Here is a 20,605-nt window from a genome sequence, read left to right on the forward strand (position 1 = left end):
GCGCAGATTAAGACGGTGAGATATTCATGAGCCAGTCCAGTCTTGAAATTGCCAGCCAGCGATTACTTCAGCCCAACGATTTAGGTGCCCGCCAGCTGGAACGGGTTCTTGGTCTGTTGGTGAGCCGAGGAGTCGATTCGGCGGATCTGTATTTTCAACTGAACCGTCATGAAGCATGGGTTTTGGAAGACGGCATCGTCAAAGATGCCAGTTACGATGTCAGCCAGGGCGTGGGGGTCCGCGCCATTAGCGGGGAGAAAATTGGTTTCGCCTATTCGGATGAAATCGATCTTTCGGCCTTGGAGCAAGCATCCAAGGCAGCGCGTGCCATCGTTCATCAAGGCCAAACCGGCTCCGTCTGTGCTCGGGCGACGTCTCGAAGCCTGGAGCTCTACGGCCCGGTCGATCCGCTGACCTCCATGGATTCCCAGTCCAAAGTGGCGTTGCTACAGGACATCGATCGGTTCGCACGGTCGCTGGATTCGCGTGTTAAACAGGTCATCGTCAGCCTCAGCGGGGTCCACGATACGGTGCTGGTGGTAGCCAGCGACGGAACCTTCAGCGGCGATGTTCGGCCGCTGGTGCGTTTGAACGTCAGCGTGATCGTGGAGTCGAACGGCCGCCGTGAGCGGGGTAGCGCGGGCGGCGGCGGGCGATCGGGTTACGATCAACTCCTCGCCCGAGGGGCGGGTGAAGCGTTCGCCCGAGAAGCGGTCCGGCAAGCGCTGGTAAGTCTGGAAGCCGACGAAGCGCCCGCCGGGCAAATGACCGTGGTGTTGGGTTCGGGTTGGCCGGGGGTGCTATTGCACGAAGCCATCGGCCACGGGCTGGAAGGTGACTTCAATCGTAAGGGAACCTCGGCATTTTCCGGTCGTTTGGGTGAACGGGTGGCCTCACCCCTTTGCAGCATTGTCGACGATGGCACCTTGCCGGGGCGGCGAGGATCGCTGAACGTGGATGACGAAGGCGTTCCCACGCAATCCACCATGCTGATCGAGGACGGTATCCTGCGAACGTACATGCAGGACAAGCACAATGCGGCCTTGATGGGGATGGAACCCACGGGAAACGGTCGCCGGGAGTCGTTCGCCCATTTGCCCCTGCCGAGAATGACCAACACCTACATGTTGGCGGGTCCCCACGACCCGCAGGAAATTATCGAATCGGTGTCCCACGGCCTATATGCGGCCAATTTCGGAGGTGGGCAGGTTGATATCACCTCCGGAAAATTCGTCTTTTCCGCCAATGAGGCCTACCTGATCGAGAACGGAAAAATTGGTCGGCCCGTCAAAGGCGCCACCCTCATTGGCCATGGTCCCGATGTGCTCACGCGGGTGAGTATGGTCGGAAACGATTTGGCGCTGGACGAGGGTGTGGGGACCTGTGGCAAAGATGGTCAGAGCGTACCGGTCGGCGTCGGTCAACCGACCTTACGGGTGGATGGACTCACGGTCGGCGGCACCCAGAAAACGTAAAGTCGGGAAGATAAAACAAGGAAGTAACAATGTTGCAAACGTTGATCTTGCTGGCTTTGGTCATCGGTACAGCGGCTGTTTTGCGTGTTGTTCAGCTAGACCGTGAAACCACGCGTCCCTATGCCCGATCCTTCGACGGTGAAGTCTATCGCGTTGGTGCGGCTTACTTGGCCGTTCGGCGAGCTCGCCAGAGGCCGCGTTGCAGTGTCATCGCCGTGCCCGGTTTTTTGGAAGAGATTTGGTATTTCGCCGAGCAATATGATGACCCGGACATCGAGCTGATCCTTTACAACAACGCCGACTATCACCTGCCCATTGAGTCACCGGCGATCCAGGAGCCGGCATGGGGTTCGATGGGTGACCAGCCGGTGGGAACCATCGAATACGATGCGGAAATCGTGAACCGGGCTTTGGAGCATTTGGTGAGCTCTGCGCAAGTTCGCATACACGGCCACTCTCGGGGCGGGGCAGTGGTGCTGGAAGCCGCCTTGCAGCGACCGGATCTTCACCGCGACGGTTCTCGGGCGATGGAATACGTGTTGGAAGCGCCTGTGCTCCCAGGCGGACGGATCCACTATTCCCTGGCGGCCGGCACCAATTCCGTGGGCTTGTGGCTGATGCCGGCGCTGATGCCGGTGATGCGCCGTTTGCCGATGGCTCTGATCGGGCGGGTGATATTTGGTCCCCCGAGGTGTCGGCTGGCGAAGTTGGATTTCGCCTCGCGTCTGTGGCGCAATCCACGAAGGGCTCGCACCGTGGTAACCAATGTCCGCAACATCGTCGATTGGATGAAGCGGACCGATGCGAGGGTTTATCAGAGCTTGAGCCGCGGTTTGATTGCCGTCGGTCACCGAGATCTGATTCTCAGCCGACGACATATGATCGAAAGTGCGACCCGCGCCGAACCCGTTTTGCAGGTCGTGCAGCCGGACGGTTGTTCCCACATGGTCATCCAAGACCGGCCCGATGTTGTTCCGCCTCCCTATGATCATGAAGCCTAACCCGCGATAGATTCAGTGATGCTGCCCCGTCTTGTGGCTCCGTCTGAGGTGGCTGTTGGGTCTGGCAGGCGTTTTATCATGGGTTTTTTCGTTTTTTCCACGGGCGTCGTTTCAGAATGTGACCCGTCGAGTCACATTCTGACCGAAGGAGTTGACCGGCAGCGTCAACTTATCGTCGGCTCCCTGCTGTTTCCCCTCTCGATGTGTATTTCCCAGTCAGTAAAAACAGATGCTTAGGTCGTTATTTTTGCGGTGGCATATTTCCTGCTTCAGTTTGGCCGGGTTGAATACAGCGACCACCCAAGCGATCTGACTCAATCGCGGTGCTGTATTCCCGTGACTCAACCTAAATCGTGTTCCTAAATACTACTGACACATAGACTGTACACGGAGATTATTTGAAATGAAGAAACTGATGAAGACTGCTGCCATGGGCGCCGCTGTTGCTTTACTGCCCCTGAGCGCGCAGGCCGAATTGGCCCCGATGAGCAATGCCGAATTGAGCGCCATCCATGGCCAGGGATACACTATTACTGTCGGCGCCGTTGATTACGCCGTACCTTTTGCCTTTGAAGTGTTTTCTGCAAAGGCCGATCCGGCTGTTCTTAGTGCGGTGGCCGGTTTGGTTAGTGGTTATGCGCCGGGTCTTCCCAGCGGTGTGGATTCCAAGCGTTCGGCCGCGGTCGGCATCGTCAACTCCAAGCTGGCTGACGTGGTTGCGGGCTTGCAGATGATTCCGTACTGGGGTCCGTTGGTGCCCACCGTATCGGTCGCCATCGACTAAAAAAGAACGTCAGGCAATCTGGGCTAAATTCAGAAGCTTGATGGAAGACCTGCCCCGAACGGGGCAGGCCTTTTTTTGGGGCTGGTGAACCGGTGGCTAGTAACGGTATTCGCCGTTCTCAATGGCGTGGTAGATATCGTGGGTCAATTCCACGTATTCATGGGTTCCGGGTAACCACACGTAGATCGGATCGCTGATTTTATCGGGATTGAAGGCTTCTTTCTTCAAGTCCGCTTTTTTGTATTTGAACGTTCCGGTGGTATCCATACTCTCCCGCAAGCGCAGAAAAATCGGCATGGCGTAGTGAGGGAGTTCTTGGTGGAGATACTCCCAAAGTGCTTTGAAGTCCAGCTCGGTCACACCATCGCCGGGCGTGAGCGCTGCCATGCCGGCGCGGCCATCCGTATTCGGTATTTGCACACCGTAGACCACCGCTTCGGCGAGATGCGGATAGGTCCCGATGATGCTTTCCACCTCAGTCGTGGAAACGTTCTCACCCTTCCATCGGAAGGTGTCACCCGTCCGGTCCACGAACTGGAAATGACGGCAGCCGATATCGCGAACCAAATCTCCGGTGTTGAAGTAAACATCTCCTTCTTTGAAGACATTTCGTAGCAGCGCGGCTTCGGTTTTCTCTTTCTGGGTATAGCCGACAAATGGCGTTGCTTTGGTGACTTTGCCCAAAAGCAGACCCGGTTCGCCTTTGGCGGCCGGAACCATGAAGCCGTCGGCGCCTCGCACCGGTTGCTCCAGGTCTTTGTCGTACTTGATCAGCGCGATGTTACCGCCGCCGAAGCCGATGGTGTTGTCCAGGTTGAAGATGTTCATGAAGGCGACGTTGCCTTCGCTGGAGGCATAAAATTCGTAAATGTTCTCGATGTCGAAACGACGTCGGAATTCCTTCCAGATTGTGGGCCTCAGGCCATTGCCGATCATCATACGGACCGGATTGTCCGGATCGTCATCCTGAGGTGGGCGATTGAGCAGATAACGACACAGTTCGCCGACGTAGCCGAAGCCGGTGCAGCGGTAATGATGAATATCACGCCAGAATTCGCTGGCGCTGAATCTCCGGCGAATGACCACGGCGGCGGGGCCGGCAACGATGGCGCCCCAACAAACCAGTAGGCCGGTGGCGTGATAGAGGGGCAGCGTGAGATAGAAGATGTCGTCAGAGCGCATTCCCGAAATCACATGACCAAAACCGGCATGGGCAGCCAGCCACCGCAGATGATTGGTGATCGAGGCCTTGGGCATACCGGTGGTGCCGGACGTGTAGATGTAGAAGAGTTTGTCTTCTTTCTCCACCGTTTTGGTGGTCTCGGGGTTGGTTTTCGGCAATCGGCTCGCCAACTCAGGCAAGTTGCCATAATCGGCGGGGGCTTCTCCGAACGTTTTGCTGGTGTCGGCATCGGCGACAAAAAAGAACCGATCGCCAGCGAGCTCCAAATCGGACCGCACTTCATCGATGGCGTGGATCAATTCCTCGCCGATAATGGCCATCACCGGCTTGACGAGGTTGATGCTATGCGTGAGTACCTTGCCGGTCTGCGAGGTATTCAGCAGCGCGGCGATGGCGCCTACTTTGGCGATCCCCACCGCATGAATCAGGAACTCGGGGCGATTTTCGACCATCAACGCAACCACATCGCCTTTTTTCACGCCTTGCTGGATGAGGAAGTGCGCGACCTGATTGGCGGCTTCGTTGAATTCCCGATAGGTAACTCGCCGATCCAGATAGAACATGGCTGGGTTGTCGGGATAGTTTTGCGCCGCATTTTCGATGACGGCACCCAGCGAATGATTGTTCTTAATCGGATTGAGAACCCGGCCCGCTTTGATGAAGGAGGGTACCCGGCCGATCAGCCGAGGTACGCGGCCTAAGACGTGACGGAGATGTATCGTATCGCTGCTCATCCCTAAGAGTTCCTCAAATTACAGTCGTTAAACAATAACCATCGCGGGAAAACCATTTTGTCCAAACTGATTCCCCGGAACGTCGGAATCCGCACTGGTGCTATCAGAGTCTTTGCTTTGATTGTTCGGCAATCACCGAATGACTCAGCAGTGGGCCAGTGTTTGTTCACCGCCTGCTTCATGCCGCAATGCTCGGATCTGGCAGGGCAAGCCGTGACCGAAACGACTCGCTGTGCTCCGAGTGGATAGCGCATGGCCCCGGATACGCCGTCCGGTCCAGCAGGCTGGTGATGGTGGCCTAAGGTTCGGGTGGCTTGCACCCATACCACACGGTGGTGCCGATTGATGCGACCAAGGGTCGATCGGGCGTATCCGTAGCCCGCTCCTCTGAGGCCAAGGGTTAGGAACGGTCGCTGCAGAAACATACCTGTTGTTGAGCGACCAGTCAAAGACCAGCAGAATGACGATATCCTTCTCCGGTTGCTCGTTCTTTTCGCCGTGCAGTATCTTTGTCACGGAATTGTCTTAAGATGGTGCGCTAGCTTTACCGTTGTCGGGTGGTGCGGGGAAGGCGCCAATTAGGCTTGCAGCTTGATCGGTCGCCGTAGCGACGCCATTGGGGGCTGGACGCAGAGGCAAAGAGCGAATGACGCCCGCTCCTTATCAGTTTTGCTGGGGTTTGTGAGTGTATAACGGGGAATCGGTCAACAATCGGGCGGGCGCCGCCGTGCATCAGGCGAAAGGCATAGACCAAATGAATACCCATCCCATTCTGCCCGCGCTCGGCCCCGATGATGCCGGCACGTCGAGGAAAACGGCAGGTTGATGAAAGCACCCCGTCTGTTGATTCGCCGCGCAGGTTTTATCTCACCTTCACTGATTGCGGGCCTGTTGGTCGTCGGGCTGGCGGTTCATGCCTATTTGTTGTACGACGACTACTTGGCTGCCGACAAGCAGGCCACCGGTACAATTTTCGCCCCCGATTCGCCCGCCCAAAGATCGCCATCCGATATCGATTATGCTGCTCAGATATCAGGCGTGAATCTCCTCGGTGAACCTCGTGCCGAAGCGGCAACACCGGTGGTCACGCAGGCGCCCGTTACCGATTTGGATTTAACCCTGCAAGGGGTGCTCGCTGGCATGGAGCCGAACATGGCGATCATCGGCGATCGGGGCAAGCAGCAGGTCTACGCCGAGGGGGAAGAATTGCCCGGTGGGGTGGTGCTGCATTCGGTACAAGAGAACAAAGTGATTCTTCGTCGGGCGGGTCGACACGAGACATTGCCCATGAGCGAGCCGGAATTGCTGATTGTCCCGGTAGAGGACGCGCCAGAACTGATGCTCAATCAAGAAGAAGACTTGTCTTCCATGCTGACCGGACACCTGGAGGTGATCCCGGTCTATGAGGACGATCGATTGGTCGGATATCGGATCGGTCCCCGGAATCGAGAGACGCTGGCGGCGGAGCTCGGTATTCCGCCGGAAGAGATGATGAGCGAAGTGATGGAGCTCCCGCTGGAAGAAGGCGATGATATGGACGCCTTGTTGGAAGTATTGGCGGAGACAGACCCCGAGGTCGCGGCGATGTTGGCGCGGGAAGGATTTGGACGATAATGGCAGGGAAAAACAGATGACCAGGGCTTGTATCAGATGGTTTATCTGCAGCGTGGCAATTGGACTGAGTCTGGGTAACGCTGTTCACGCAACTGAGCCGGTCACGCTAAATTTGCAGGACGCAGACCTCGAGGCCGTCATCCAGACGGTGGGCCGGATTACCGGCAAGAATTTTGTGATCGACCCCCGGGTCAAGGGTAAGGCGACCGTTGTTTCGTCGCGCCCCATGTCGCCGGACGAGGTATATCAGGTATTTCTGTCGGTACTGGAAGTTCACGGCTACGCAGCTGTGGAAGAAGGCAATACCGTCAAGATCGTTCCTGACGTGAATGCGCGGCAGAGCGCGACACCGGTGGTCTTTGGTCAACAGGCCGCGCCGGCGCGGTACAGCTTGGTAACCCGTGTGATCGCGTTGCGCAATGTGCCGGCGGCCCAATTGGTTCCGGTTTTGCGGCCGCTGGTGCCACAGAACGGCCATGTCGCAGCTTACCCAGAGACCAACGTGCTGATTATTTCGGATGCAGCGTCCAACGTGGAGCGTTTGGTCAACATCGTTCGCAGTGTCGATCAGCCGACCCACAACCAAGCGGAAGTCATTCAACTCGAAGAGGCGTCTGCAGTCGATCTCGTCCGCGTGCTCAAATCCTTGTCCGGGGATGCTCAGGGTGGGCCGTCTCTGGTCGCGGATGAGCGGACAAACAGTATTATTTTGGGGGGCGATCCGGCAGCGAGACTGCGCCTTCGTGCGTTGATTCGTCATCTGGATGCGCCGGTGTCGGATACCGGAGGAACCCACGTGGCATATCTGCGCTTTGCCAAGGCAGAAGAGCTCGCACCCATCATAGAGACCGTGCTGACGCGCGAAAAGAAACCCAACGCCGGAACCACCCAAACGTCTGAAGGCGTCGCCCGGGTTCAGGCCTATGAGGCCACTAACGCCTTGGTCATTTCCGCTTCTCCCGATCAACTGACCATGGCCAAGCGCATCGTTCGGGAACTCGATATCCGTCGCCCTCAGGTGTTGGTGGAGGCCATCATCGCCGAGGTCGGGGCCGACACTTCCAAGGAATTAGGCTTTCAGTGGTTGGTCAACGATGTGACCGACAACTTCGGTACCATCAGTCTGACCAATTTCACCAATGCCGGCATGAGCTTGGCGCAATTGGGTGCTGCCGTGGTGGCCGAAGAGATACCACCGGTGGGTCGGGGACTGAGTCTGGCGCTGGGTGATTTCGGCGGCGATAACGACTGGGGTGTGCTGGTGCAGGCGCTGGCCGCAGACACCGATACCAATGTGTTGTCCATGCCCAGTTTGCTCACACTGGACAATGAAGAGGCCGAAATCATCGTCGGACAGAATGTGCCCTTCATCACCGGCCAGTTCACCAACACTGGCGCGGTTGAGGGTGCCAGCAATCCCTTTCAGACCATTCAGCGGGAAGACATCGGTTTGACGTTGCGGATCACGCCGCAAATCAACGAAGACGCCACTGTGCAGCTCGACGTCGAACAGGAAGTCTCCAGCATCGCGCCTGATTCCGGCCGAGCCGCCGACCTCATTACCACCAAACGCTCGATCAAAACCAGCGTCCTGGTGGATACCGGAGCGACGATTGTCTTGGGCGGACTGATCGACGATAAGCTGAATAAACGGGAGCAGCGCGTTCCGGTTCTCGGCGACGTTCCGGTTCTGGGCGCGTTGTTCCGTTTCCGAGATGCGCAAGTCATCAAACGGAATTTGATGGTTTTTCTCCGCCCCAGCATTCTCAGAATTCAAGATGACAACACGGTGGTAACGCGGAGCAAATATCAACAGATTCGGGAGAAACAGCTGAAAGCCATCGAGACCGACCGGCGGCTGAGAGATACCGGGAAACCGCTGCTGCCGTCGCTCGAACAGTGGGAACAGCAAAACCCGGTGCCACCGCAGACACCGAGCCCGAAAGGCATAGACGACTCCTTCCTCCGGCATGAACCGGCCGGCCATCTGCGGCGGGAAGTGGCAACGGGATGAGTGCCGTGGAGGCCCCTGAACAGTCCAAAGTGCTGATTCCGTTTGCCTATGCGCGGCGAAACGGGCTCTTTGTTCGGGAGATATCAGACGGCCATGCCGTTATCTGGCAACGGCCGGATGCCGACCTGACCGCGCTGGCGGCGGTGCGCGCTCGCCTAAACCTACCTCTCAGACTGCAGCAGGTGGATTCAGCGGAATTTGAGCGCGAGTTGCAGCATGCTTACGAGTCGGATGCCGGGGTGGCCGCGGCCGTAATCGATACCTTGGATCAGTCCGTGGATTTGGCTGATCTGTCGGAGCAGCTGGCCGAACCTGAGGATCTCCTCGAGAGCGCTGACGACGCCCCGATCATTCGTCTTATCAACGCCATCCTGACCGAAGCCGTCAAGGAAGGGGCTTCGGATATTCACATCGAATCATTCGAAAAGGACATGCGTATCCGCTTTCGGGTCGACGGTGTGCTGCGAGAGGTGCTTCGGCCCAAGGCCGCCCTGGGGCCTTTGCTGGTATCGCGGGTCAAAGTGATGGGGCGGCTGGACATCGCCGAAAAGCGCCTGCCCCAGGACGGCCGTATTTCGCTTCGGATTGCCGGTCGGCCGGTGGATGTCCGCGTGTCTACGCTGCCCTCCGGTCATGGCGAGCGCGTGGTGTTGAGACTGCTGGACAAGCAAGCGGGACGCTTGGATTTGCGCCACATCGGCCTGCGGGACAGCGATCAGCAACGGCTCGATCGGATCATCCACCGGCCTCATGGAATCGTCCTGGTGACCGGCCCGACCGGGTCCGGTAAAACCACAACACTGTATGCCGCGCTCACCCGACTCAACGAACTTTCCCGCAACATCATGACGGTGGAAGATCCCATCGAGTATTTTCTCGAGGGCATCAGTCAGACGGCCGTAAACACCAAAGTTGAAATGAGTTTTGCCCGGGGACTGCGGGCCATTCTGCGACAAGATCCCGATGTCATCATGGTGGGAGAGATTCGCGATCTGGAAACGGCCCGCATCGCCGTGCAGGCCAGTTTGACCGGGCACTTGGTGCTCTCGACCCTGCACACCAATACGGCCATCGGCGCGGTGACACGTCTGGTGGACATGGGCGTGGAGCCTTACCTCATCGCTTCCAGTGTATTGGCGACCGTCGCGCAGCGTCTGGTGCGGGTGCTCTGTGAAGATTGCAAACAGCCCACTGTCGCGGACGTCGCGGCCTGCGTCGAACTGGGTGTGGTCAGTGAGTCGCCACCGACCTTGTTTGAACCGCGGGGGTGTCCCCTGTGCAATCACACAGGTTTTCGGGGGCGAACCGGAATATACGAAGTCATCGAGATCGACGCCGAGTTGCGCGATCTGATTCATGACAACGTATCCGAGCCGCTCTTGGAGCGGGCCGCGAGAGCCCAAACGCCATCGATCCGAGCCGATGGCATCGAAAAAGTCCTGGCGGGCATCACTTCGTTGGATGAGGTGATGCGAGTCACCCGGCAGGATTGAGCACCGTGAATGTTGTGGCGAGTGATTGGCAGTGGCGGCGTATCATTTCGTAGCCGTTGACGCCCGGGGGCGCCAACGCAAGGGCGTACTGGACGGCGACCATCCGCGGCAGGTTCGTGCCCAGCTGCGCGAGCAAGGCTTGATGCCCCTGGAGGTCGAAGAGGTTCAGCGGCGTGAAGCCCGTGCGCCCCGGATTACGGTTCGCCGGGGTTTGAGCAGCGGCGCGCTGGCCCTCATGACCCGTCAGTTGGCCACCATGCTCCGTGCGGGTTTGCCGGTGGAGGAAGCCCTGCAAACCGTCGCGCGCCAGACCGAGCGCGCCCGTGCTCGCACGATTTTGTTGGGGCTGCGCGCCCAAGTGATGGAAGGTCAGCCCTTGGCCCAAGGGCTGCGTCAGTACCGGCATGTTTTCCCGGAAGACTACGTGGCGACGGTTGCGGCAGGAGAGCAGACAGGGCACCTAGACCGCGTTTTGGAGCGATTGGCCGATCACACCGAGAGTCAACAGGCGATCCGGCAAAAAGTCACCGCCGCGTTGGTCTATCCGATTTTATTGGCGGTGGTATCGGCGGGCATCGTGGTGGCGATGTTGGCCTACGTGGTGCCGCAGGTGGTGCAGGTTTTCGCCGGGATCGGGCGGGAATTGCCCTGGTTGACGCGGACGATGATCGCCAGTAGCGATTTTCTGCGAGATTGGGGTGTGTATTTGATCGTCATCAGTGGTTTGTTGTTTGCCGGAGGGACCTACCTGCTGCGGGATGAGGGGCGCCGGGCGCGTTGGCATCGGCTGCTGCTGGCAACGCCCGTCTTGCGACGCCTGATCGTCGGTAGTAACGCGGCCCGCTTTACCCGCACACTGAGTATCTTGATCGGCAGCGGCGTGCCGTTGGTCGAAGGGTTGCGAATCGGTGCACAGGTGTTGACGAATCTGCCCATGCGGCAGGCGGTACTGGACGGCGCGGCCCGGGTGCGGGAGGGCAGTAGTTTGTTTCAGAGTTTGAACCGCACCGGCTATTTTCCTCCCATGACCTTGCATTTGATTGCCAGCGGCGAGTCCAGTGGCAAACTCGAAGAAATGTTGGATCAGGCAGCCCAGACCTTGGAGCGGGATCAGGAAATGTGGGTTAACAGCCTGGTATCGGTTCTTGGTCCGCTGATTATTTTGACGATGGGCGGCATCGTGTTGCTGATCGTTCTATCGATCATGCTGCCCGTATTTAATCTCAACCAACTTGTGACTTAGGTGGCTATGAAGCATCGGAACAAACGTGAGCGTGGGTTCACCCTGATCGAGATTATGGTCGTCGTGGTGATTCTGGGGATCCTTGCGGCGGTGATTGTGCCGAACATCATGGATCGCCCGGACGTGGCGAGAATCACCAAAGCCAAGCAGGATGTGCGTGCGATCGAAACCGCATTAAACCTTTATCGGCTGGACAACTTTCGTTATCCCACCACCGATCAGGGCGTGGAGGCGTTGGTGACCAAGCCCAATATTTCCCCCGTGCCCTCAAATTACAAGGCCGGCGGCTACCTGGGGCGATTGCCCAAAGACCCCTGGGGTAACGATTATATTTACCTGAGTCCGGGCGTACATGGGGAATTTGACCTCAGCAGCTTGGGCGCCGACGGACGGCTGGGGGGCGAGGGTTTTAATGCCGACATCAACAACTGGGAGTTGGAATAAGCTCGCTCGGCGATCGATCCGCTCTGTTACGCCGGCGGGTTTCACGCTCATCGAACTGCTGGTCGTCATTGTGATCATCGGCGTCGTGCTGAGTTTCGCCACCCTGGGTTTTAGAAGCGGGGACCGTTCGCGGGCGCTGGCTTATGAGGCAGAGCGGGCATTTTACTGTCTCAGTCTGGCCGCCGAAGAGGCTTTGCTATCCGAGCGACACCTGGGCTTTCAGATGACCCCAAAAGGCTACGGATTTATGGAATTCGGCGCGGCCGGGTGGGTGCTCTCGCCCAAGAATCCCTGCGCACCGCGTGATTGGCCGGAGTGGCTGGAGGCCGATTTGGTGGTGGAAGGCAACGCCCTCGAAGCGCCAGACGAGGACACCCCGGTGCCGGAAATCTATGTTTTGGCCGGTGGCGAGATGAGCCCGTTTTCGCTCATTCTTTCTCACCAATCGATGGCGTTTCGTATCGCCGGTGACGTGTTAGGCCGAGTGACCCTGGAGCCGGTGGCGCCATGAGTCGGCGGGGCGAACGTGGTTTTACGCTGCTCGAAGTCATGGTGGCGCTTTTGGTGTTGGGTGTGGCGATGGGCGCCGCAGTGGAAGGGGTCTCCCGCGCGGCGAGTCAAACCAGCTATCTCCGGGATCGGACCATCGCCCTTTGGGTGGCGGAGAACGTCGCGGCGGAACTGCGTTTGGAACCTCAGTGGCCTGCGATTGGGTTTCAGGAAGGGCAGGAGGACATGCTTGATCGAACCTGGTACTGGCGGGCCCAGGTTTCGGGAACGCCGGATCCCGAGTTGCGGCGAGCCAACATCGCGGTGCGAAATGACAAAGACAAACAGGCAACGCCTCTGACGACATTGGTCGTTTTCCTGGCGCCGCCACAGCCCGAGGATCGCAGGCGGCCGTGAACGCGCGTGGTTTTACCCTGCTGGAACTGGTCGTGGCGCTGTCTATTTTTGCGGTGATGGCGGTGATGGCTTACGGCGGGCTGAACGGCGTGATCGATGGCCGCACGCAAACCCTCGATACCCAAGCCCGCTGGGAGACACTGCAAAAAGCCATTGCGGTCATGAGTCATGATATTCGGCAGGCCAGCATCCGCCCGGTGCGGGACGAGCTGGGCGATCTTCAGCCCGCCTTGCATGCCGAACACTACACCGACAGCATTTTGGCGTTTACCCGAGACGGATGGCTAAACCCCCTGGGGCAGCCGCGCAGTTCGCTGCAGCGCGTCGGTTATCGGGTGGACTCACAGACCCTATACCGTTTGAACTACTGGTACCTGGATCGCGCGCCCGACACCGTCGTGCAAACCACCGAGTTGCTGGATGGCGTCCGCCGTTTCGAGGTCCGACTGTTGGATAGCGAGGGCCGTTGGCGCATGGATTGGCCGCCTCCAGACGCCGATTTGGACGAGATGCCTCGGGCGATGGCGTTCGAAATGGACCTGGAAGGACTGGGCCCGTTATCTCGGGTGTTCGTGTTGGAATGAGACTGCGGACGGGCACCGTGACCATCGCGTCGACCCAGCGGGGTTTGGCGCTGATCACCGCGATGCTGGTGGTGGCCTTGGCTACCCTGCTCGCGGTCAATATCTTTGACCGCCACTATGTGTTCGTGCAGCGAACAGCCAGTGTGATTAACGGCGATCAGGCCTGGGCCTATGCCGAGGGGGCCGAACTTCAAACCCGTGGTTTGTTGCGTCGGGATCAGGCCGGGTCCGATCGTGATACGCTGCTGGAGTCGTGGGCGCGGCCGCAGCCGCCGTTGGAGATCGACGGCGGGACGATGGAAATTCGAATTGAGGATTTACAAGGGCGCTTCAATCTCAACAACTTGGTGAGTGGAGACCGGCCGGTGGATGTGCAGATCGCGTACTTTCAGCGTCTGCTGCGGCTGCTTGATCTGAGTCCGGAACTGGTCTGGCCCATCGTTGATTGGTTGGATACGAACATGCAGCCGGTGCCGCTGGGCGCGGAGGACGGCGACTATCTTCGGCTGGAGCCGGCCTACCGAACGGCAAACCGACGGTTTGTCAGTGCCGATGAGCTGTTATTGGTCCGCGGAATGGACAGGGAGTCGTATCGACGTTTAGCGCCCTTCGTCACGGCGTTGCCCGAGTCGACGCAGCTGAACGTCAATACGGCAAAACCGATAAACTTGCGGGCCTTGCGCGAAGGCCTGGATGAAGGATGGGCGCAGTCGGTTATGGCTCAACAAGCTGCAGATGGATTTGCAACGGTGACTGACTTCCTGCAACTGATGGGTGAACGCCCTGGTCCGGATCAGGGCGAGGCAACCACGGCAGATCTGCTCGGCGTCAGGAGCCAGTTTTTTCGAATGCAAGCAAAGGTTGTTCTGGGAGAGAGCCGATTGTCGATGGTCAGTGTGCTGCGACGGGAATCCGATCGCGTCGAACTGATTGGTCGCCAGCGAGAGGTATTCGATGACAGCACGTCTGTATTTACGCTTGCCGGCAAGTGAGGGTGCGCCGGCCCAGTGGTTGTTGCAAGGGGCGGAAGAATCCCTGGAATCGGCCGCGTCCGGTGTGGGCGATCCGCAGCAAGCTTTGGATCAGGCGGCCGAAATCGGCGCTGATGTTTACTTGATCGCGCCAGGCGAACGCGTCACCTGTCATCGTGTGGATGTGCCGCTGCGTGGTGAGTCGCGTATCCGTCGACTGGTTCCCTTCGCGTTGGAAGAGGTTCTCCCCGGCGAGGTCACCGACTATCATTTCGCCCTCGGCGAGCGCGCCGAAGGCGGTTCGGTCCCCGTCGTAGCCGTGCAAGCGGAGTTGATGGGCAAATGGGTCGACGGGGTTCGCGAACGTGGACTCATCGCAAAGGCCTGTCGCGTCGATACGCTGCTTCTGCCGCATAAGCCGAACCACTGGACCGTGTTGGTTGAATCGGAAGTCTGTCGTATCCGGACCGGATCGGCCAGTGGCTATTGTTGCGATCTGGAAAACCTCACGGTTTTTCTGCGTCGCGCCATCAACGAGGCGGACGAGCGACCCGAGGGGATCGATCTGCTCATGGCACCGGGTTCTCAGGAAACCTGGCAACTGGAAGTGATCGATGCCACGTCCCGTGGTGTGCCGGTTCACACGGCGGACCTGAACAGACCGCTACAACGTTTCGTCGCGGCCATTGCGCAAGACCCCAGCCCTGATCTCTTGCAGGGGGCATTTCGCACGGAGACTTCCTGGACCGGCAGGCTGCGGCCATGGTGGCCCGTCGCGGCGGTGGCGATGGTATGGCTGGTCATGGTGATGTCGGCTTGGGGTTACGATCATCTCCGCATGCGGCATGAAATCGTGTCGCTGGAGGGCGAAATCCGCTCCATACTCAAATCCAGTTTTCCCCAGATGCGCCGCTTGGAGCCGCCCCGTGTGCGGATGGAGCAGGCCCTTGCGGAGCTGCGACAAGAGGCGGGTGACGACCGTTTTCTTCGGTTGATGGCCGAAACGGCGCCGTCCTTGGTGCGTATGCCCGGTTTTGCGCTGCGAGGGCTCCGCTATCAGAACCGGGTGCTGGAGATGCAAGTGGCTGTGGCCAATATCCAGGCCTTGGAGATGGTCAGAGAGGAGATGGCGGGTCGGGCGCTCGAGTTGAGTGTGGTCTCGGCCAGTGCGGATGGAGACGGGATCCTCAGCCGCATTACGATTCGGGAAATGTCATGAAGAGTTGGTGGCAGTCACTGGCCAAACGGGAGCGTTTGTTTTTGTCAGTCGGCATTGTGTTTCTCATCGTGGTTTCGGCGTACGTGTTTGTGTACACGCCCATGGTTCGAACGCATGAAAGAATGCAAGAAGACTTGCTGGCCTTACGGGCAGAGCGGGACTGGATGCGTCAAGCGTCCAGGGAAGCGGCGGCGCTGGTTTCTCAACAGAAGCGGCGGGGCGCCGTCTCGGCCACCCAAAGTCCATTGCTCGCAGTACAAAAAAGCGCGGACGCCATGGGTGTTCGTGCGTATCTGACCCGCTTCGAAACGGAGTCCAATAACGCCGTCCGTGTCCGATTGGAGGATGTTCCTCTAGACGCCATGGTTTTTTGGTTACAGAGTTTGGCTCGCGATTATGGCCTGTCCGTGCGGCAACTGGCGCTAGAGCCAGCGGAAAGTCCCAATACGTGTCATGTAAGCCTCAGCCTGGAAGCCTAACGACAGCGCTTTGGGACGGCACGGAGAGAGCAGCGAACCGGACCGCCGATAGCGGCCGGAAAGAATAGGATAGTCAGTACATGTCGGCGCGCGCCTTAAACCCGGAAGACCTGTATCACCCCTGCGATCCCGATCGTTTGGGCTTTTCGGTCACCTCTGAAGTCACCGAAGACGGCGTTGCCTTTGGGCAGGCCGAGGCACTGGATGCCGCCCGATTCGGCATTGAAATGGGCCGCCCGGGGTACAACATTTTTGCTATCGGCAGCGCCAGCCGGGATACCCACGCCGCCATGATGCCGGTGTTGGAGGGGGCCGCATCGCAAAGACCTGCAGCGGGAGACTGGTGCTACGTTCACAACTTTCAGTTGCCATCCAAACCCAAAGCGCTCAGTTTTCCGGCCGGTGAGGGCGAACGGTTCCGCCGAGCGCTGAATCAACTCGTCGAAGATCTCAAGGCCAGCATCCCCGCGGCTTTTGAAAGTGAGGAGTATCAAGCCCGTCGTCAGCTCCTCGAGCAGAAATTCCAGGACCGCCAAGAAAAAGCCTTCACGGAGATTCAAGAGAAAGCCAAGGAAAGCGGCGTTGCCATGTTTTCCACACCGCATGGTTTCACCTTCGCGCCGGTGCGCGATGGCGCGGTCATCAAACCCGATGTCTTTGCCAAGTTACCGCAACAGGAACAGGAAGAGATTGAGCGTCGGGTGAGTGAGCTTCAGCAGGCCCTCCGAGAGCAAATTCAGCAGATCCCCATTTGGCAGCGTGAAGCCCGAGACGAATTGAAGCAGCTTAATCGAGAGACCACGCTGGCCGCGGTCAAGCCCTTGTTCGAGGAAATCCGGCGGCAATTCGACGCCTGTCGCTCTGCCTTGGACCATGTCGAGGCCATGCAAGAGGATGTGCTGGACAACGCCGATGATTTTCTGAAAGAAGAATCGGAAGCGACCAACCTGGTGAGTGGTGCTTTGTTTGGGGGCGAGGATAAGTTCACCCGTTACCAGGTGAACGTGCTGGTTTCCAACGAGTCGGACGGCGCACCGGTGGTGTACGCTGACAACCCGGCTTATGCGAATTTGTTCGGCCGGCTTGAGCATCGCGCCCGGTTCGGTGCCTTGACGACCGACTTTACTTTGATCAAGGCCGGTGCATTGCATCGGGCAAACGGCGGTTATCTCATCGTCGATGCACGAAAGATTCTCACCCAGCCGTTTGCTTGGGAGGCCTTGAAGCGGGTTCTGCAGTCACGCGAGCTTCGGATCGAGTCCATCGAGCAGATGCTCAGCGTGATGACCACCGTATCGCTGGAACCCGAACCCGTTCCCATCGACCTCAAGGTTGTGATGATCGGGGAGCGTCGCCTCTACTATTTGCTGTCCGCTTACGACCCGGATTTTGCCGACTTTTTCAAAGTCCTGGTCGATTTCAATGATGAAATCGACCGCGATGCGGACCGGGATCGCCTCTACGCGCGGAGCTTGGCGGCCTTGGCGCAGGACAAGAAGCTGCGGCCTTTCAGTGCGACGGCGATCGCCCGGGTGATTGATCAGAGTTCGCGCTTGGCCGGTGATTCCACCAAATTGAGTGCTCAGATCAGCGCCATGGAAGATCTGCTGGAAGAAGCGGAGCTGTTCGGTTTGCAGGCAGGCCACGAGGTGGTGCAAGCGGAGGATGTCGAGCAAGCCATCACCGCGCAACATCGACGTCATGATCGTCCGCGGCGCAAGATACAAGAGCATATTCTGAGAGAAACGCTCATGATCGACACCCAGGGCGAGCGGGTCGGTCAAGTGAATGGGCTGTCGGTATTGGACTTGGGGACCTATGCATTCGGCCGCCCGAGCCGAATCACCGCCACGGTTCGGCTGGGGTCCGGCAAAGTGGTGGATATCGAACGCGAAGTCGAACTCGGCGGTCCCTTGCACTCCAAGGGCGTGATGATTTTGTCCAGTTTTCTGGGGGCTCGCTACGCCGCCAATTTTCCGCTGGCCTTTTCGGCAAGTCTGGTTTTTGAGCAGTCTTACGGTGGGGTCGAAGGCGATAGTGCGTCCTCGGCGGAACTCTTTGCGCTGCTCTCCGCCCTGGCGCAGATTCCGATTCGGCAATGTTATGCGGTGACCGGCTCAGTCAATCAGTTTGGCGAAATCCAAGCCATCGGCGGCGTCAATGAAAAAATCGAAGGGTTCTTCGAGATCTGCCAGGCACGCGGACTGACGGGGAGTCAGGGTGTGCTGATTCCCGAGGCGAACGTTCCCAATCTCATGTTGCACCGTGATGTGGTCGATGCCGTTCGCGCAGGCCAGTTCCACATCCATACCGTCACCACGGTAGATGCCGCTATGGCTATTTTGACCGGTGTGGATGCCGGCCAAGCGGGGGTCGACGGCGAGTTTCCACCGGACACGATCAACGCCCGGGTTTCGGACCGTTTGCGGGATCTGGCGGAGAAAGCCCGCGGGTTTGCTCACCATGGAGAAGACGATGGCGCCGAATGAGCGCCAGACCAGACGGATTCTGGTTGCGCTGGATGCTTCGCCGAGCAGTCTTCGGGCGCTGCAAGCGGGGGCCTGGCTCGCCGCTTCTCTGGATGCCGAATTGGCCGGTTTGTTCGTCGAAGACGAAGATTTGCTGTTGGCCGCTGGCCTTCCCTTCACCCAAGTGCTCGGCTCGTTCAGCGGTGATCATGTGTCCCTGGAAGTGGCCTCGCTTGAACATGATTTTCAACTGATTGCACAAAAGATGGCCCGTGCGGTCGCTCAAACAGCCAGCCAGTTTCAACTCATGCATTCATTCCAGGTTCTCCGCGGCCAGGTGAATCAACGGCTGATCGAAGCCGCCGGAGAAGGGGACGTTCTTACCTTGGGCGGTTCCGGGTGGAGTTCGAGATTTAAGCGCATGGGTGCCTCCGCTCAATTGGCCTTCGAGCGCGGCCGCAGTTCGATTCTGATGTTGCCCGGCGGTCAAAGAACGGACAAAGACACGCTCACCGGTAGCCGATTGGTTGCGGTCTACGATGGTAGCCCGAGTTCGGATCGCGTGCTTGCCATACTCCTGCAGCTGCTCCGCACGCGTGCACCTCAAACGGTCATGTTATTGTTGGCCGGCTCCGACAGCGAAATTGACACGCTTAAGGGGCGCGCCCAGGCTGTGCTGGCGCCCGCTGGGGTGGATGTTCGCTATGTTCCGCTGTATTCAGCAACGACGGACGATTTGATTGGGGCAATTCAGGCCAGTGGCGCCCGCTGGATATTATCCGCGGCCGATCAGCCACTGATCCAGGGAGCGTCTTTGAGACTACTCCTGGGTCGAACCGGGTTGCCCGCCTTGTTGATTCGCTGACTCTGATGGTGGGGTGGTCGAGCGTGACTCCAGCGCGGCTTGCCAATCCCAGCTGATATCGTCGGCCAACGTCTCAATCTTCGCTCGCAGGGCCGGGTCGGCTCGTTTGCGCGCCGCGATCTCATTGTACTTGGCCACCTCTAATCCGGCGGCAGCCACCACCCGGGCCATCAGGTGGTTACCCTCCCGAATGAGTTGCCGACGCGCTTCGGCTGTGGGCGCTTGAGCCATCTTCTGCTGGTAGACCGCCTCGATGGCATCGATGGCGGTGTACGCTCGCGCGAAGGATTCCAGATCCGGTGAGCTGAGCGCATTAATCGAAGTTGGCGCGGTCGCGTCGCCAGGATCGGTTTCCGCGGCAGTGGCCAACGGCCACAGAATGGCCAAAAACAGCCAGCCTGCCGTTAGAAGATACCCAAGTCTTGGTTGTTGCAAAGTTACATCCTCAACCTCAGCTGAAACGCACCATACCGGGGGGTGCGGGCGGAGACAAGACTGCGCCTATCGGTTGAGTGGGTTGCGGTGTTGACCGGATGTGCCCGGCGATGGCGCGTTCACCGCTGTGGACTAAGATGGCGATGGGTCCGCCGCGGAAAGCGAAATCGCGGCGACGTCCTCGTATTTCGCCCCTTCCGGCCGCAGCTCGCTCCTGACGAGCATGATTTCATGCGTGATCAGATGCTGCGCAACCGGGATGGTGTGAACGGGCCAGTCCATGGCCGCCGGTCTTCGCATTCGGGCGACCGTAAGGTGCGGCCGGAACGGGCGGGTTTCGGCTTGTAGTCCTGCCGCTCGGGCGAGGTGCTCCAGGCGTTCACTGATGGCATGCAAGCTCGGCGTCGCCGCCACCATGGCGGCCAGCATTCGGGCGCGCCGAGGTGATGGAAACCAGGCCAGGGCCGTGAGGTCGACTTCCACCGGGGGCAGCGCGGCCAGCGCGTCCTGGGCGCGGGAGACCCAAGCATCGACCTCAGCCGTGGGTTGCGACCCCAAATAACGAAGGGTTAAGTGGATATTCTGTGCCGGAATCCAACGGATGGGCAGATGCGCCTCCCGGATCGGCTCGGTTGCCCGGTGCAGTTCCTCAACCAGTTTTCCCGGCCACGGGATGGCGAAAAACAAACGAAT

The 20,605-nt window shown here is 58.9% G+C and carries 19 protein-coding genes; 16 read left to right on the plus strand and 3 right to left on the minus strand.

What is annotated here, in order from left to right; translation table 11 throughout:
• Positions 1 to 26 precede the first annotated feature (26 nt).
• The 3 genes from tldD (at position 27) to SVU69_08405 (ending at position 3,260) form a co-directional block, all read left to right on the plus strand.
• Positions 27 to 1,475: a metalloprotease TldD gene (gene tldD, locus SVU69_08395; protein MDY6943019.1), complete on the plus strand. Its 1,449-nt coding sequence runs from the start codon at positions 27 to 29 to the stop codon at positions 1,473 to 1,475.
• Between the two features lie 29 nt (positions 1,476 to 1,504).
• On the plus strand, positions 1,505 to 2,476 hold the full coding sequence (locus SVU69_08400; protein MDY6943020.1) for an alpha/beta hydrolase: 972 nt from the start codon (positions 1,505 to 1,507) through the stop codon (positions 2,474 to 2,476).
• A 403-nt stretch (positions 2,477 to 2,879) separates the two neighbouring features.
• Complete coding sequence (locus SVU69_08405; GenBank protein MDY6943021.1) at positions 2,880 to 3,260, plus strand: hypothetical protein; 381 nt, start codon at positions 2,880 to 2,882, stop codon at positions 3,258 to 3,260.
• A 96-nt stretch (positions 3,261 to 3,356) separates the two neighbouring features.
• On the opposite strand, the gene SVU69_08410 is transcribed toward SVU69_08405, so the two are convergent.
• The gene (locus tag SVU69_08410) at positions 3,357 to 5,177 is read right to left on the minus strand and encodes a long-chain-acyl-CoA synthetase (protein MDY6943022.1); all 1,821 of its coding nucleotides are present in this window, start codon (positions 5,175 to 5,177) and stop codon (positions 3,357 to 3,359) included.
• Between the two features lie 825 nt (positions 5,178 to 6,002).
• Between SVU69_08410 and SVU69_08415 the strand changes: the two genes are divergently transcribed.
• From SVU69_08415 to SVU69_08475, 13 genes are all read left to right on the plus strand, one after another.
• The gene (locus SVU69_08415; GenBank protein MDY6943023.1) at positions 6,003 to 6,791 is read left to right on the plus strand and encodes a type II secretion system protein N; all 789 of its coding nucleotides are present in this window, start codon (positions 6,003 to 6,005) and stop codon (positions 6,789 to 6,791) included.
• A 16-nt stretch (positions 6,792 to 6,807) separates the two neighbouring features.
• On the plus strand, positions 6,808 to 8,805 hold the full coding sequence (gene gspD / locus SVU69_08420; protein MDY6943024.1) for a type II secretion system secretin GspD: 1,998 nt from the start codon (positions 6,808 to 6,810) through the stop codon (positions 8,803 to 8,805).
• Entirely contained in the window at positions 8,802 to 10,298 is a 1,497-nt protein-coding gene (gspE, locus tag SVU69_08425; GenBank protein ID MDY6943025.1) for a type II secretion system ATPase GspE, read from the plus strand. Before gspD ends, gspE begins: the two co-directional genes overlap by 4 nt.
• A gap of 31 nt (positions 10,299 to 10,329) precedes the next feature.
• A complete protein-coding gene (gene gspF, locus SVU69_08430) occupies positions 10,330 to 11,541 on the plus strand; it encodes a type II secretion system inner membrane protein GspF (protein MDY6943026.1) in 1,212 nt (403 codons plus the stop codon).
• Positions 11,542 to 11,547: 6 nt separating this feature from the next.
• Positions 11,548 to 11,985, plus strand: coding sequence for a type II secretion system major pseudopilin GspG (gene gspG, locus SVU69_08435; GenBank protein MDY6943027.1), 438 nt, complete (start codon positions 11,548 to 11,550; stop codon positions 11,983 to 11,985).
• Positions 11,954 to 12,496, plus strand: coding sequence for a type II secretion system minor pseudopilin GspH (gene gspH / locus SVU69_08440; protein MDY6943028.1), 543 nt, complete (start codon positions 11,954 to 11,956; stop codon positions 12,494 to 12,496). Before gspG ends, gspH begins: the two co-directional genes overlap by 32 nt.
• Positions 12,493 to 12,891 carry a type II secretion system minor pseudopilin GspI gene (gene gspI / locus SVU69_08445; GenBank protein MDY6943029.1) on the plus strand — a complete coding sequence of 133 codons (399 nt, stop codon included), beginning with the start codon at positions 12,493 to 12,495 and terminating at the stop codon, positions 12,889 to 12,891. The genes gspH and gspI overlap by 4 nt, the downstream gene beginning before the upstream one ends.
• Positions 12,888 to 13,475: a type II secretion system minor pseudopilin GspJ gene (gene gspJ / locus SVU69_08450; protein MDY6943030.1), complete on the plus strand. Its 588-nt coding sequence runs from the start codon at positions 12,888 to 12,890 to the stop codon at positions 13,473 to 13,475. The genes gspI and gspJ overlap by 4 nt, the downstream gene beginning before the upstream one ends.
• Positions 13,472 to 14,467 (plus strand): type II secretion system minor pseudopilin GspK, encoded by a 996-nt coding sequence (gene gspK, locus SVU69_08455; GenBank protein MDY6943031.1) that lies wholly within the window; start codon positions 13,472 to 13,474, stop codon positions 14,465 to 14,467. Before gspJ ends, gspK begins: the two co-directional genes overlap by 4 nt.
• Positions 14,430 to 15,665 (plus strand): type II secretion system protein GspL, encoded by a 1,236-nt coding sequence (gene gspL, locus SVU69_08460; protein MDY6943032.1) that lies wholly within the window; start codon positions 14,430 to 14,432, stop codon positions 15,663 to 15,665. The genes gspK and gspL overlap by 38 nt, the downstream gene beginning before the upstream one ends.
• Positions 15,662 to 16,144, plus strand: a complete 483-nt coding sequence (gene gspM / locus SVU69_08465) for a type II secretion system protein GspM (protein MDY6943033.1) — start codon at positions 15,662 to 15,664, stop codon at positions 16,142 to 16,144. The genes gspL and gspM overlap by 4 nt, the downstream gene beginning before the upstream one ends.
• Positions 16,145 to 16,224: 80 nt before the next feature.
• On the plus strand, positions 16,225 to 18,633 hold the full coding sequence (locus SVU69_08470) for an ATP-binding protein (GenBank protein MDY6943034.1): 2,409 nt from the start codon (positions 16,225 to 16,227) through the stop codon (positions 18,631 to 18,633).
• Positions 18,620 to 19,477 carry a universal stress protein gene (locus tag SVU69_08475; GenBank protein MDY6943035.1) on the plus strand — a complete coding sequence of 286 codons (858 nt, stop codon included), beginning with the start codon at positions 18,620 to 18,622 and terminating at the stop codon, positions 19,475 to 19,477. Before SVU69_08470 ends, SVU69_08475 begins: the two co-directional genes overlap by 14 nt.
• On the opposite strand, the gene SVU69_08480 is transcribed toward SVU69_08475, so the two are convergent.
• Together SVU69_08480 and thpR are read right to left on the minus strand one after the other, a co-directional pair.
• Positions 19,433 to 19,912, minus strand: a complete 480-nt coding sequence (locus SVU69_08480; protein ID MDY6943036.1) for a DUF4168 domain-containing protein — start codon at positions 19,910 to 19,912, stop codon at positions 19,433 to 19,435. The genes SVU69_08475 and SVU69_08480 overlap by 45 nt on opposite strands.
• Before the next feature lie 132 nt (positions 19,913 to 20,044).
• On the minus strand, positions 20,045 to 20,599 hold the full coding sequence (gene thpR / locus SVU69_08485; protein MDY6943037.1) for an RNA 2',3'-cyclic phosphodiesterase: 555 nt from the start codon (positions 20,597 to 20,599) through the stop codon (positions 20,045 to 20,047).
• Positions 20,600 to 20,605 lie beyond the last annotated feature (6 nt).

It is taken from the genome of Pseudomonadota bacterium (assembly GCA_034189865.1).
Classification (GTDB): Bacteria; Pseudomonadota; Gammaproteobacteria; order UBA5335; family UBA5335; genus JAXHTV01.